Annotated in this window: 24 protein-coding genes; all 24 read right to left on the bottom strand. The window is 35.8% G+C overall.

What is annotated here, in order from left to right; all coding sequences use genetic code 11:
* Positions 1–1,347, bottom strand: coding sequence for a preprotein translocase subunit SecY (secY, locus tag E0I26_RS13675; protein WP_099713440.1), 1,347 nt, complete (start codon positions 1,345–1,347; stop codon positions 1–3).
* A 13-nt stretch (positions 1,348–1,360) separates the two neighbouring features.
* Entirely contained in the window at positions 1,361–1,813 is a 453-nt protein-coding gene (gene rplO, locus E0I26_RS13670) for a 50S ribosomal protein L15 (RefSeq protein ID WP_066081007.1), read from the bottom strand.
* Between the two features lie 11 nt (positions 1,814–1,824).
* Positions 1,825–2,007 (bottom strand): 50S ribosomal protein L30, encoded by a 183-nt coding sequence (rpmD, locus tag E0I26_RS13665; protein WP_027310825.1) that lies wholly within the window; start codon positions 2,005–2,007, stop codon positions 1,825–1,827.
* A gap of 12 nt (positions 2,008–2,019) precedes the next feature.
* Positions 2,020–2,547, bottom strand: coding sequence for a 30S ribosomal protein S5 (gene rpsE, locus E0I26_RS13660; RefSeq protein ID WP_035668102.1), 528 nt, complete (start codon positions 2,545–2,547; stop codon positions 2,020–2,022).
* A gap of 6 nt (positions 2,548–2,553) precedes the next feature.
* Positions 2,554–2,904: a 50S ribosomal protein L18 gene (gene rplR, locus E0I26_RS13655; RefSeq protein WP_039110219.1), complete on the bottom strand. Its 351-nt coding sequence runs from the start codon at positions 2,902–2,904 to the stop codon at positions 2,554–2,556.
* Between the two features lie 11 nt (positions 2,905–2,915).
* Entirely contained in the window at positions 2,916–3,458 is a 543-nt protein-coding gene (gene rplF, locus E0I26_RS13650; protein WP_131917007.1) for a 50S ribosomal protein L6, read from the bottom strand.
* Positions 3,459–3,476: 18 nt separating this feature from the next.
* Positions 3,477–3,875, bottom strand: coding sequence for a 30S ribosomal protein S8 (gene rpsH / locus E0I26_RS13645; protein WP_131917006.1), 399 nt, complete (start codon positions 3,873–3,875; stop codon positions 3,477–3,479).
* 140 nt (positions 3,876–4,015) lie between these two features.
* Positions 4,016–4,285 (bottom strand): 30S ribosomal protein S14, encoded by a 270-nt coding sequence (rpsN, locus tag E0I26_RS13640; protein ID WP_007136553.1) that lies wholly within the window; start codon positions 4,283–4,285, stop codon positions 4,016–4,018.
* Positions 4,286–4,288: 3 nt separating this feature from the next.
* Positions 4,289–4,840: a 50S ribosomal protein L5 gene (gene rplE / locus E0I26_RS13635; RefSeq protein ID WP_131917005.1), complete on the bottom strand. Its 552-nt coding sequence runs from the start codon at positions 4,838–4,840 to the stop codon at positions 4,289–4,291.
* 2 nt (positions 4,841–4,842) lie between these two features.
* Positions 4,843–5,157: a 50S ribosomal protein L24 gene (rplX, locus tag E0I26_RS13630; protein ID WP_035668111.1), complete on the bottom strand. Its 315-nt coding sequence runs from the start codon at positions 5,155–5,157 to the stop codon at positions 4,843–4,845.
* A gap of 11 nt (positions 5,158–5,168) precedes the next feature.
* Positions 5,169–5,537, bottom strand: coding sequence for a 50S ribosomal protein L14 (gene rplN, locus E0I26_RS13625; protein WP_026717863.1), 369 nt, complete (start codon positions 5,535–5,537; stop codon positions 5,169–5,171).
* 2 nt (positions 5,538–5,539) lie between these two features.
* Positions 5,540–5,800, bottom strand: a complete 261-nt coding sequence (gene rpsQ / locus E0I26_RS13620) for a 30S ribosomal protein S17 (protein ID WP_131917004.1) — start codon at positions 5,798–5,800, stop codon at positions 5,540–5,542.
* 17 nt (positions 5,801–5,817) lie between these two features.
* The gene (gene rpmC, locus E0I26_RS13615; protein WP_035668115.1) at positions 5,818–6,009 is read right to left on the bottom strand and encodes a 50S ribosomal protein L29; all 192 of its coding nucleotides are present in this window, start codon (positions 6,007–6,009) and stop codon (positions 5,818–5,820) included.
* 13 nt (positions 6,010–6,022) lie between these two features.
* Entirely contained in the window at positions 6,023–6,448 is a 426-nt protein-coding gene (gene rplP, locus E0I26_RS13610; RefSeq protein WP_007803637.1) for a 50S ribosomal protein L16, read from the bottom strand.
* Between the two features lie 19 nt (positions 6,449–6,467).
* Positions 6,468–7,226, bottom strand: coding sequence for a 30S ribosomal protein S3 (gene rpsC / locus E0I26_RS13605; protein ID WP_035668118.1), 759 nt, complete (start codon positions 7,224–7,226; stop codon positions 6,468–6,470).
* A 5-nt stretch (positions 7,227–7,231) separates the two neighbouring features.
* Positions 7,232–7,645, bottom strand: a complete 414-nt coding sequence (gene rplV / locus E0I26_RS13600) for a 50S ribosomal protein L22 (protein ID WP_035668120.1) — start codon at positions 7,643–7,645, stop codon at positions 7,232–7,234.
* Between the two features lie 6 nt (positions 7,646–7,651).
* Positions 7,652–7,930, bottom strand: a complete 279-nt coding sequence (rpsS, locus tag E0I26_RS13595; RefSeq protein ID WP_007136562.1) for a 30S ribosomal protein S19 — start codon at positions 7,928–7,930, stop codon at positions 7,652–7,654.
* A 6-nt stretch (positions 7,931–7,936) separates the two neighbouring features.
* Entirely contained in the window at positions 7,937–8,761 is an 825-nt protein-coding gene (rplB, locus tag E0I26_RS13590) for a 50S ribosomal protein L2 (RefSeq protein WP_035668122.1), read from the bottom strand.
* Positions 8,762–8,767: 6 nt separating this feature from the next.
* Entirely contained in the window at positions 8,768–9,058 is a 291-nt protein-coding gene (rplW, locus tag E0I26_RS13585) for a 50S ribosomal protein L23 (RefSeq protein WP_035668124.1), read from the bottom strand.
* A 6-nt stretch (positions 9,059–9,064) separates the two neighbouring features.
* Positions 9,065–9,694 (bottom strand): 50S ribosomal protein L4, encoded by a 630-nt coding sequence (gene rplD / locus E0I26_RS13580; protein WP_091173690.1) that lies wholly within the window; start codon positions 9,692–9,694, stop codon positions 9,065–9,067.
* A complete protein-coding gene (gene rplC / locus E0I26_RS13575) occupies positions 9,694–10,311 on the bottom strand; it encodes a 50S ribosomal protein L3 (RefSeq protein ID WP_035619642.1) in 618 nt (205 codons plus the stop codon). Before rplC ends, rplD begins: the two co-directional genes overlap by 1 nt.
* Before the next feature lie 155 nt (positions 10,312–10,466).
* On the bottom strand, positions 10,467–10,772 hold the full coding sequence (gene rpsJ, locus E0I26_RS13570; protein WP_011963470.1) for a 30S ribosomal protein S10: 306 nt from the start codon (positions 10,770–10,772) through the stop codon (positions 10,467–10,469).
* Positions 10,773–10,783: 11 nt separating this feature from the next.
* Positions 10,784–12,940, bottom strand: a complete 2,157-nt coding sequence (fusA, locus tag E0I26_RS13565) for an elongation factor G (protein ID WP_131917003.1) — start codon at positions 12,938–12,940, stop codon at positions 10,784–10,786.
* A 10-nt stretch (positions 12,941–12,950) separates the two neighbouring features.
* Complete coding sequence (rpsG, locus tag E0I26_RS13560) at positions 12,951–13,427, bottom strand: 30S ribosomal protein S7 (protein WP_035668130.1); 477 nt, start codon at positions 13,425–13,427, stop codon at positions 12,951–12,953.
* Positions 13,428–13,501 lie beyond the last annotated feature (74 nt).

Raw genomic sequence — 13,501 nt, 5'->3', positions numbered from 1 at the left:
TTAAGCTACTGCTTTTCTATTTTTACCACTTTTCATCAAACCATCATAATGTTTATTCAACAAGTATGAATTGATTTGCTGCATCGTGTCTATGGCAACTCCAACCATAATTATTAATGAAGTACCTCCAAAAAACATTGCCCAAGATTGTTGAACATCCATAAGACTCACAACAATTGCTGGGAACACAGCTATCAAAGCAAGAAATAAAGATCCTGGAAAAGTTATCAAGGACATCACTTTATCAAGATAATCAGAAGTTTCAACTCCTGGTCTGATACCCGGAATAAAACCACCACTTCTCTTTAAATCATCAGACATTTTGTTAGTAGGAACTGTGATTGCAGTATAAAAGAAAGTAAATACAATTATTAAAGTTGCAAATACAAAATTATACCAAAATCCGAACATATTACTAAAAGCGCCAACGATTGATTGTGATGCATCTGATTTAGACAAACCTGCTAAGGCTGCTGGAATAAACATAATTGCTTGCGCAAAAATTATCGGCATAACCCCAGAAGCATTAAGCTTTAAAGGAATCCATTGTCTGTTTCCACCCAACATGTCTTGTTCAAAATCACCTGATGTTGTACGACGGGCATATTGAACAGGAATCTTCCTGATCGCCATTACCAATAGCACACAACAAATGATAACTAATAACCAAATGATAATTTCAATAACTAACAACATTGGTCCACCATTATTATTGGTAACTCTTGTTGTAAACTCTTGAATAAAAGCCTGAGGTAATCTAGCCAAAATTCCAACCATGATTAACAAAGAAATACCATTTCCAATTCCTTTATCAGTAATTTTTTCTCCTAACCACATGGCAAAAATTGTACCTGTAACTAAAATAACTACTGAAGAAAATAAGAATTCAAATGAATTGAATCCCAATAAAAATGCATTACTAGGTAATGTTCTATATAAATTATAGATGTAAGTTGGACCTTGAACTAAAGTAATTCCTATTGTCAACCAACGAGTAATTTGATTAATCTTTTTTCTACCGCTTTCTCCATCACTTTGAAGTTTTTGCAAATAAGGAATCGCAATTCCCATTAACTGAACAACAATAGAAGCAGAAATATAAGGCATAATTCCCAAAGCAAAAACAGAAGCTTGAGAAAATGCACCTCCAGTAAACATGTCAAGAATTGAACCAATTCCTTCTTTAGTTTGCCCAGCTAAATTACCTAACTGTGTAGCATCAATACCTGGCAGGGTTACTTGAGCCCCAAAACGATACACTAAAAGTAAACCCAATGTTATTAGGATTCTATTTTTCAGTTCCTCGATTTTCCAAACATTACTTATTGATTCAATAAATTTCTTCATATTAATTGAAAAATTACATTGTTACAGCCTCTCCACCAGCAGCTTCAATAGCAGCTTTTGCAGTAGCAGTAAATTTGTGAGCGGTTACTTTTAATTTTGCTGTCAATTCACCTCTACCTAAAATCTTAACGATTTCATTTTTAGTAGCTAAACGATTAGCAACATAAACTGTCATATCAACAGTATCTTTAATAACACCATTATCAACTAAAAGTTGCAGTGTATCAAGATTTACACCTTCGTAATCTTTACGATTGATGTTTGTAAAACCAAACTTAGGCACACGTCTTTGAAGTGGCATTTGCCCACCTTCAAAACCAATCTTTTTAGAATAACCAGAACGAGATTTTGCTCCTTTGTGACCTCTTGCAGAAGTACCACCTTTTCCAGAACCTTCTCCTCTACCTAATCTTTTATTTTGATTGTGTGTAGAACCTTCAGCAGGTTGTAAGTTACTTAAATTCATAACAGTATTTGTTATTTAGCTTCTTCAACAGAAACTAAGTGTTTAACTTTATTTATCATCCCAAGGATTGTAGGGTTTGAATCATGCTCTACAACTTGTCCCATTTTACGTAGACCTAAAGCTTCTAATCCTCTCTTTTGAGTAAGAGGACAGTTGATTTTGCTTCTAACTTGTTTTACTAATAATTTAGCCATAATTTCCTTGAATTAACCTTTAAAAACTTTTTCTAAAGAAACACCTCTTTGTTTTGCAACAGTATAAGCGCTTCTCATTTGTAATAAAGCATCAAAAGTTGCTTTTACCACGTTGTGAGGATTTGAAGATCCTTGAGATTTAGATAATACATCATGAATCCCTACTGACTCAAGAACTGAACGAACAGCTCCACCAGCAATAACTCCTGTACCATGAGAGGCAGGAATTAAGAATACACGTGCACCACCAAATTTACCTTTTTGTTCGTGAGGAACTGATTGACCATTCAAAGGAATTTTCACTAAATTTTTCTTAGCATCTTCTACTGCTTTCGCAATTGCTTCAGAAACGTCTTTAGATTTTCCTAATCCGTGCCCAACCACTCCATTTTCATCACCTACAACTACAATAGCAGAAAAACCAAAAGCTCTACCACCCTTTGTAACCTTAGTAACACGATTTACACTTACCAAACGATCTTTTAATTCAAGACCACTTGGTTTTACTAACTCTACATTCTTGTATTTACTATTAGACATACTATATTAGAATTTAAGTCCAGCCGCTCTTGCGCCTTCTGCTAATGATTTAATACGTCCGTGATATAAATAACCTCCTCTATCGAAAGTTACTACGTCTATCCCAGCTTTTAAAGCTTTTTCAGCAACTAGTTTTCCAACTGCTGTAGCAACTTCAATGTTCGTACCGTTACCTATTTCTTTTTCTCTTGAAGAAGCCGCCAATAAAGTAACTCCGTTTACGTCATCAATAAGTTGAGCGTAAATTTCTTTGTTACTTCTAAATACAGATAGTCTTGGATTAGTAGCAGTACCACTAATTGTCTTTCTAATTCTGAATCTAATTCGTTGTCTTCTTTCAGGTTTTGTTAATGACATAATCTTATTTTTTAAGCTGATTTACCTGCTTTTCTTCTTAATACTTCACCTACAAATTTAACACCTTTTCCTTTGTACGGCTCAGGCTTACGGAAACCTCTGATTTTCGCAGCTACCTGACCTAAAAGTTGTTTGTCAAATGATGTTAATTTAACGATAGGGTTTTTACCTTTTTCAGATATAGTTTCTAAAGTTACTTCTGGAGCAATTTCTAAAACTATATTGTGAGAGTAACCAAGTGCTAAATCTAATTTTTGTCCTTGATTTGAAGCTCTATAACCAACTCCTACCAATTCTAATGACTTAGTAAAACCATCTGTTACACCGATAATCATGTTATTGATTAAAGATCTGTACAAACCGTGTTTTGCTCTTTGGTCTTTGTGATCAGAAGATCTTTCTACTTGAACTAGATCCCCTTCAACTGTTACAGTTACGTCCGAAAACTCCTGAGTTAGTTGACCATTTTTTCCTTTTACCGTAATAATACCATCAGCAACTGAAACAGTTACTCCAGCTGGTATTGTTACTGGGCTTTTACCTATTCTTGACATCTTATATAGTCTTTAAAATTAGTATACGTAACAAATTACTTCGCCACCAACATTCAATTGTTTAGCTTTCTTTCCAGTCATTAAACCTTTAGAAGTAGAAACAATAGCAATTCCTAATCCGTTAAGGATTCTAGGAATGTTTGAAGAACCTGAATATTTACGTAAACCTGGTTTACTAATTCTTTGGATATCTTTAATTACTGACTCTTTAGTATCTTTATCATACTTCAAAGCAATTTTGATTGAACCCTGAACAGCGTTGTCTTCAAATTTGTAACTCAAGATATAACCTTGATCAAATAAGATCTTTGTTATTTCTTTTTTTAGATTAGACGCAGGAATTTCAACAACTTTGTGGTTTGCAGCCACTGCGTTACGAACTCTTGTCAAATAATCGGCAATAGGATCTGTATACATGTGTATTAATTTGCGGTTTTGGTTTTCGACAAACTATTCATCGAACCTGAAACCAATTTATAAATTTCTATAATTACGAATTTCAAATTACGAATTACGTTTTAAATTGTAATTCGTAATTTATAATTCATAATTGAATTTTACCAAGATGCTTTTTTAACACCTGGTATCAATCCGTTATTTGCCATTTCACGAAATGTAACACGTGAAAGACCGAATTGACGCATATACCCTCTTGGTCTACCTGTCAATTTGCAACGATTGTGCAAACGAACTGGCGAAGCATTTTTTGGTAACTTTTGCAAACCTACGAAATCTCCAGCTTCTAACAAAGCTTTTCTTTTCTCAGCATACTTAGCTACTGTTTTTTCTCTCTTAACCTCGCGGGCTTTCATTGATTCTTTAGCCATGTCTTAATTCTTTTTAAAAGGTAAACCTAGTTCAGCCAATAATGATTTTGCTTCCTTATCTGTTTTTGCAGTAGTTACAAAAGAAATATCCATACCTGAAATTTTGTTTACTTTATCAATATCAATTTCTGGGAAAATGATTTGCTCCAAAACACCAAGGTTATAATTTCCTCTTCCATCAAAACCAGTAGCTTTAATACCACTGAAATCTCTTACACGTGGTAAAGCTGAAGTAATAAGTCTATCTAAAAACTCATACATTCTTTCTCCACGCAAAGTAACTTTTGCTCCAATAGGCATCCCTTTTCTCAATTTGAATGACGCAACGTCTTTCTTTGAAATAGTAGATACTGCTTTCTGTCCAGTGATCTTTGTTAACTCATCAACTGCATAGTCAATTAGTTTTTTATCAGATACAGCTGCACCAACTCCTTTACTTAAAACGATTTTTTCCAATTTTGGAACTTGCATTACGTTTACGTATCCGAATTCCTCTTTAAGAGCAGCGATTACTCTGCTCTTATATTCTTCTTTTAGTCTAGGTATATACGCCATTACTATAGTACTTGATTAGATTTTTTTGAAAATCTTACTTTCTTATCTCCTTCTACTCTAATACCAACTCTAGTTGTTTCCTTAGTTTTAGGATCAATTAAAGAAATATTAGATATTTGTATAGAAGCTTCTTTCTTTACGATACCACCTTGAGGGCTTTTTGCACTAGGTTTCGTATGTTTTGAAACCATGTTTACACCTTCAACAATCGCTTTGTTTTTCTCACGGTACACACGTAAAACTTTACCTTCAGCACCTTTATGGTCTCCAGCAATTACTCTTACAATGTCACCTGATTTTATTTTTAGCTTTATCATCTTAAAACGAATTAAAGCACTTCTGGTGCTAATGATACAATTTTCATGAATTGTTTTTCACGAAGTTCTCTTGCTACCGGACCAAAAACACGAGTTCCTCTCATTTCACCAGCAGCATTCAATAACACACATGCGTTGTCATCAAATCTAATGTATGAACCATCGGCTCTTCTCACTTCTTTTTTGGTACGTACAACAACTGCAGTTGAAACAGCTCCTTTTTTAACGCTTCCGTTAGGTGCTGTATCTTTTATAGAAACTACAATCTTGTCTCCAACAGAGGCATACCTTCTTTTGGTACCTCCTAAAACACGGATAGTTAAAACTTCTTTTGCTCCCGTGTTATCTGCTACTTTTAGTCTTGATTCTTGTTGTACCATAATTATTTAGCTCTTTCTAGGATTTCAACTAATCTCCAACATTTTGTTTTACTTAAAGGGCGAGTTTCGCTAATCTTTACAGTATCTCCAATGTTACAGTCGTTATTTTCGTCGTGTGCGTGATACTTTTTAGTTTTCAACACGAACTTACCGTATAATGGGTGTTTTACTTTACGCACTTCAGCAACTACGATAGATTTATCCATCTTGTCTGAAGTTACAACACCAACTCTTTCTTTTCTTAAATTTCTTTTTTCTTCCATCTTTCAGCAGATTACAATTATTGCAACTCTCTTTTAGTAAGTTCCGTAGCTAATCTTGCAACTGTTCTTCTTACACTTCTAATTTGAAGTGGATTCTCAATTGGAGAAATAGCGTGAGCCATTTTTAGGTCGGCATATGCCTTCTTAGTCTGGCTAAGTTTTTCTTGCAACTCCGCTGCAGAAAGATCTTTTATTTCTGATTGTTTCATAATATAATATAGATTATGCTTCGAAATCTCTAGCAACGACGAATTTAGTTTTTACTGGAAGCTTTTGAGCTGCAAGACGTAACGCCTCTTTTGCAACTGACAAAGGTACTCCTCCAACTTCAAACATAATTCTTCCGGGTTTAACAACGGCAGCCCAATACTCAACTGCACCTTTACCTTTACCCATACGTACCTCAAGAGGTTTCTTAGTGATAGGTTTGTCTGGAAATATTTTGATCCATAATTGTCCTTCTCTTTTCATAAAACGAGTTGCAGCAATACGCGCAGCTTCGATTTGACGAGAGGTTAAGAACATTCCATCTTCATGTACAGATTTAATACCAAACATTCCATTAGAAAGTTCATGTCCTCTTTGAGAGTTCCCTTTCATTTTACCTTTTTGTACCTTACGGTATTTTGTTCTTTTAGGCTGTAACATTTTTCTTTAGTTTAAAAATTTACTTTCGTTTACGAGCGTCTGGTTTTCCACCTTTATTAAAAGGTTTTCTGTCTCCTCTAGGAGAATCACCACCTTTACCACCAGCACCAGATTGTTTTTTGTCCATTCCAGCAAGTGGAGAAAGATCTCTCTTTCCATAAACTTCACCTTTCATGATCCACACTTTGATTCCCATTCTACCATAAGTAGTATGAGCCTCTGCAAGTGCATAATCAATGTCAGCTCTGAAAGTTGATAGAGGAATTCTACCTTCTTTGAAACCTTCTGAACGAGCCATCTCAGCACCATTCAAACGACCAGAAATCAAAACTTTGATACCTTCAGCGTTCATACGCATAGAAGCAGCAATAGCCATTTTGATTGCACGTCTGTAAGAAATTCTGCTTTCGATTTGACGACAGATGCTTGTAGCAACTAGATACGCGTCAAGTTCAGGTCTTTTAATTTCAAAGATGTTGATTTGAACCTCTTTGTCAGTAATTTTCTTAAGTTCTTCTTTCAACTTGTCTACCTCTTGTCCACCTTTTCCGATAATGATACCAGGTCTGGCAGTAGTGATAGTAACGGTTACAAGTTTCAAAGTTCTCTCGATGATTACTTTTGATACACTAGCTTTTGATAAACGAGCATGGATGTACTTTCTGATTTTGTGATCTTCGGCAAGTTTATCACCGTAATCATTTCCACCATACCAGTTTGAGTCCCACCCTCTGATGATACCAAGTCTATTTCCAATTGGATTTGTCTTTTGTCCCATGCTGCTTAAGAATTGCTTTGTGTGTTATTGATAGCTCCAAGCACGATTGTTACGTGATTAGAACGTTTTCTAATTCTGTGTGCTCTTCCTTGTGGTGCTGGACGAAGTCTTTTCAACATCATTCCACCATCAACACGGATTTCCTTAACAAATAAACCAGCTTCTTCCATATTAGCTTCAGGGTTTTTAGCTTGCCAGTTGGCAATTACTGATAAAACCAATTTTTCTAATTTTCTTGAAGCTTCTTTAGAACTGAATCTTAAGATGTTAAGTGCTCTTTCTACCTTCTGACCTCTTACTAGATCTGCTACTAAGCGCATTTTTCTAGGTGAAGTAGGGCAGTTATTTAACTTTGCGAAGGCCAAAGACTTATTAGCCTCTTTTCTTGCATCTGCTGTTTCTCTTTTACGAACTCCCATTGCTTCTTATTTTTTACCTTTATTTTTTGCTCCAGCATGACCTCTAAAAGATCTAGTTGGTGAAAATTCTCCTAATTTGTGACCTACCATGTTTTCTGTTACGTAAACTGGTACAAATTGACGACCGTTATGAACTGCGATAGTTTGCCCAACAAAGTCTGGAGTAATCATAGAAGCTCTAGACCATGTCTTAACCACTCCTTTATTTCCACCTGCGATGTTTTCTTGAACTTTCTTGTCTAACTTATAATGAACGAAAGGTCCTTTTTTTAATGAACGTGCCATATCTTATTATTTCTTTCTACGTTCTACGATATACTTGTTACTCGGGTTTTTCTTAGAACGAGTTCTATAACCTTTAGCTGGTATTCCATTTCTTGAACGTGGATGTCCACCAGAAGAACGACCTTCACCACCACCCATTGGGTGATCGACAGGGTTCATTGCAACAGGTCTTGTTCTAGGTCTTCTTCCTAACCATCTTGTTCTACCAGCTTTTCCTGATACAACTAATTGGTGGTCTGAATTAGAAACCGCTCCAATTGTAGCCGAACAAGTCAACAAGATTAATCTTGTTTCCCCAGAAGGCATTTTAATTGTAGCATATTTTCCATCTCTTGCCATTAATTGAGCAAATGTTCCAGCTGAACGAGCGATTACAGCTCCCTGTCCTGGTCTCAATTCGATACAAGAAATTACAGTTCCAAGCGGAACTCTACTTAAAGGTAAAGTATTACCAATTTCAGGTTGAGATTCTGGACCAGAAACTAATTTCTGACCAACTTTCAATCCGTTTTGAGCAATAACATACGTTTTCTCTCCATCAGCATAAGCTAACAAAGCGATAAATGCAGTACGATTTGGATCATATTCAATTGATTTAACCGTCGCAGGAATTCCTTCTTTTGTACGTTTAAAATCAATGATACGATATCTCTGCTTGTGACCACCACCCGTATAACGCATGGTCATCTTTCCTTGACTATTTCTACCACCAGAGTTTTTTATCGGCGCTATCAAAGAGCGTTCCGGCTTATCAGTTGTAATGGCGTCATAACCATTCACAACTCTAAATCGCTGACCTGGGGTAATAGGTTTTAATTTTCTTACTGACATTTTATCTTAGATATTGTTGTAAAAATCAATTGTTTCTCCTTCTTGTACTTGAACAATTGCTTTTTTAATTGCATTCGTCTTTCCACTGATTAAACCACTTTTAGTGTATTTAGTAGTTCTATCCGGTCTTACGTTCATCGTGTTAACACTCAAAATAGTTACTCCATAAGCAGCTTCAACAGCTTTCTTAATTTGCACTTTGTTTGCTTTTTTGTCAACAACGAATCCGAAGCGGTTTAAAACTTCACTTTCTTTGGTTACTTTTTCCGTTACTATAGGCTTAATTATGATGCTCATATCCTATTATTTACTTAAATTTTCTTCAATTATCTCCAAAGAACTCTCTAAAAGCACTAAATTATTAGCGTTTAATATAGCGTAAGTACTTAATTCTAAGCTACTTACAACACTAGAGCCTTTTAAATTGCGTGACGACAAATATACATTTTTATTTACATCACCCAACACAAACAGGGATTTTTTATTCTCTAACTCTAAAGCTTTCAAAACGTTGATGAAATTTTTAGTGTTTGGCGTTTCAAAATTAAAGTCTTCAAGAACGATAATGTTCGACTCTTTTGCTTTGATTGAGAAAGCAGATTTTCTAGCCAAACGTTTCAAGCTTTTATTCAATTTGAATGAATAACTTCTTGGTCTTGGTCCAAAAACTGTTCCACCACCTTTAAACAATGGATTCTTTGCACTACCCGCACGAGCAGTACCAGTTCCTTTTTGTTTTTTAATCTTACGCGTACTTCCCGCTACTTCAGCTCTTTCTTTAGCTTTGTGCGTTCCTTGTCTTTGATTAGCAAGATATTGCTTAACATCAAGGTATACTGCGTGATTGTTTGGTTCTATACCAAATACTGAATCAGAAAGTTGAACTTTTCTTCCAGTATCTTTTCCGTTGAAATCTAATACTTTTGCTTCCATTACTTCTGAATGATTACATAAGAGTTGTTATGACCAGGAACACATCCTTTAATAACAAGTAGGTTCTTTTCAGCCACTACTTTTAAAACTCTAAGGTTTTGAACTTTTACATTGTCTCCTCCCATACGTCCAGCCATACGCATTCCTTTGAATACTCTAGATGGATAAGAAGAAGCTCCTACAGAACCCGGCGCTCTTAAACGGTTGTGTTGACCGTGAGTTGCTTGACCAACACCACCAAAACCGTGACGTTTTACAACCCCTTGAAAACCTTTACCTTTAGACACACCTTGTACATCTACAAATTCTCCTTCAGAAAAAATAGAAACATCAATAAGATCTCCTAATTTTTGCTCAGTTGCGAAATCTTGGAATTCAACGACTTTTTTCTTAGCTACAGTTCCCGCTTTTTTAAAGTGACCTAAAGCCGCTTTTGTGGAATGTTTCTCGTTTTTGTCATCGAAACCAAGTTGCAACGCTTCGTACCCGTCAACACCTTTGGTTCTGACTTGGGTAACAACACATGGACCAGCTTCGATTACCGTACAAGGAATATTCTTCCCGTTCTCGTCGAAAATGCTAGTCATGCCGATTTTTCTACCAATTAACCCAGACATAAATATTAATTATTAATTATTAAATATAAATATAGAACGCAGCTTTTAACCGAATCCTATTTTTTTAGTGGGTGCAAATGTATAACTTATTTACACACAAACCAAAAAAATATTTTTCGCTTAAAAACAGCGTCCTTTTCTTACTAGTAAGCTACTTAAACTTTGATCTCTACTTCAACTCCGCTAGGTAATTCAAGTTTCATCAAAGCATCAATAGTTTTTGATGAAGATGAATAAATGTCAATTAATCTCTTGTATGACATTACTTCAAATTGCTCTCTCGCTTTTTTGTTAACGTGTGGAGAACGTAGAACTGTAAAAAGTTTTTTGTGTGTTGGTAATGGAATTGGTCCTGTAACAACTGCACCGGTACTTTTTACCGTTTTTACAATCTTCTCAGCAGACTTGTCTACTAACATGTGATCGTAAGATTTTAATTTTATTCTGATTTTTTGACTCATTTTCTTAAAGATTATGCGTTTCCTTTTGCTTTTTTGATAACTGCTTCCGAAATATTAGAAGGCGTTTCAGAGTAGTGTGAAAATTCCATAGTAGATGTTGCTCTACCTGATGAAAGCGTTCTTAACGTAGTAACGTATCCAAACATTTCAGATAATGGCACATCAGCCTTGATAGTTTTTGCACCAGCTCTATCACCCATATCATTCACCTGACCTCTACGACGGTTGATATCACCTACGATATCTCCCATGTTTTCTTCTGGTGTAATCACTTCCATTTTCATGATTGGCTCTAATATTACAGCACCAGCTGCTTTAGCTACCTCTCTATACCCCATTCTTGCTGCAAGCTCAAAAGAAAGTGCATCTGAATCCACCGGGTGGAAAGATCCGTCTAATAAAGTTACTTTCAAACTATCTACTTGGTATCCTGCTAAAGGACCCGTTTTCATAGCTTCTCTAAAACCTTTTTCAACTGATGGAATATATTCTTTAGGAACGTTACCACCTTTTACTGCATTTACAAACTGCAATCCAACTGGAGCTTTACCGTCAACTTCATCCGCTGGTTCAAGTATAAATACGATATCACCGAATTTACCACGACCTCCAGATTGTTTTTTGTAAGTTTCTCTATGTTGTGCTTTCTTAGTAAAAGCTTCTTTGTATTCAACTTGAGGCTCTCCTTGGTTTACTTCAACTTTGAATTCACGTCTCATTCTATCAACCAAGATATCTAAGTGAAGCTCACCCATACCTGAGATAATAGTTTGACCCGAAGCCTCATCTGTTCTAACAGTAAATGTTGGATCTTCTTCAGCTAATTTAGCCAAAGCCATACCCATTTTATCAACGTCAGCTTTAGTTTTAGGCTCAATTGCAATACCAATTACCGGCGCTGGAAATTTCATAGACTCAAGAATAATTGGGTGTTTTTCATCACACAATGTATCTCCAGTTTTGATATCTTTAAATCCTACTGCCGCTCCAATATCACCTGCCTCGATATATTCGATTGGGTTTTGCTTGTTAGCATGCATTTGATAGATACGAGAAATTCTTTCTTTGTTTCCTGAACGTGTGTTCAAAACATAAGAACCCGCATCTAAACGTCCTGAGTAAGCACGGAAGAAAGCTAAACGACCTACGAATGGGTCAGTAGCAATTTTAAAAGCTAAAGCAGCGAATGGCTCTTTAACATCTGGCTTACGCAAAATTTTAGTTTGATCTTCTTCTAATAAATCAGCATCATCAGGATGAATTCCTTGAATACCTTCTTTATCCATTGGAGATGGCAAATATTTACATACTGCATCCAACATGAATTGAACTCCTTTGTTTTTGAAAGAAGAACCAGCGATCATAGGAATGATAGCCATATCCATTACAGCTGCTCTTAATGCAATGTTGATTTCTTCCTCTGTAATAGAGCTTTCATCTTCCATGAATTTTTCAAGCAAAGTCTCATCATAATCAGCTACTGCTTCAATAAGAATCGATCTATATTCTTTCACTTCTTCAAGCATATCTTCCGGAATAGGCACAATATCATAAGTTGCCCCTAAACCTTCTTCATGCCATACTATAGCTTGATTTTTAACTAAATCCACAACACCTTTGAAATCATTTTCTTCACCAATTGGCAAAGTGATTGCAACAGCATTTGATTTTAACATATCTCTTACTTGTTGACAAACCATCAAAAAGTTAGATCCTTGTCTGTCCATTTTATTAACGAATCCAATACGTGGAACTCTGTATTGATCTGCCAATCTCCAGTTAGTTTCTGATTGCGGCTCAACACCATCAACAGCACTAAATAAGAAAACCAAACCATCAAGTACACGCAAAGAACGGTTTACTTCAACTGTAAAGTCAACGTGTCCCGGGGTATCGATAATATTGAAGTGATAAGGCAATGTTTCAGGTAAAACTTTACCTTGTGTAGTAGGAAAATTCCATTCACAAGTTGTAGCCGCAGAAGTAATTGTAATACCTCTTTCTTGCTCTTGTGCCATCCAGTCCATTGTTGCAGCACCATCGTGTACTTCACCAATTTTGTGTGATTTTCCTGTATAGAACAATATACGCTCCGTTGTTGTTGTTTTACCAGCATCAATGTGAGCAGCAATTCCTATATTTCTTGTATATTTAAGATCTCTAGCCATTTCTTAAGAATTAAAATCTAAAGTGAGAGAATGCTTTGTTAGCTTCTGCCATTTTGTGAGTATCCATTCTTTTCTTAACAGCAGCTCCTTCTTCTTTAGCCGCAGCTAAACATTCTGAAGCCAACCTTTGAGCCATAGACTTCTCATTTCTTCTTCTAGAATAAAGAATTAACCACTTCATCGCCATAGAAATCTTTCTATCTGGACGAATTTGCATCGGAATCTGAAATGTAGCTCCACCTACTCTACGACTACGTACTTCTACGTGAGGCATAACATTGGTTAACGCATCTTTCCAAATTTCTAATGATGGTTTCTCTGCATCTTGTTTTTTAGACTCAATGATGTCAATTGCATCATAAAATACTTTAAACGCTGTCGATTTTTTTCCATCCCACATTAAGTTGTTCACAAAACGTGTTACCAGTTGGTCATTAAACCTTGGATCTGGTAAAAGTGGTCTTTTCTTTGCCGCTCTTTTTCTCATGTCTTTTTTTTAATAAAAAGTTATAGGTTATCCGTTAAATGTTATGCGTTATGCGCTTTCAACTTACGTATCCA

Source organism: Flavobacterium rhamnosiphilum (genome assembly GCF_004349195.1).
Lineage (GTDB): Bacteria > Bacteroidota > Bacteroidia > Flavobacteriales > Flavobacteriaceae > Flavobacterium > Flavobacterium rhamnosiphilum.
The sequence above is the reverse complement of the archived record's forward strand: the minus strand, read 5'-3'. Positions and strand labels throughout refer to the sequence as shown.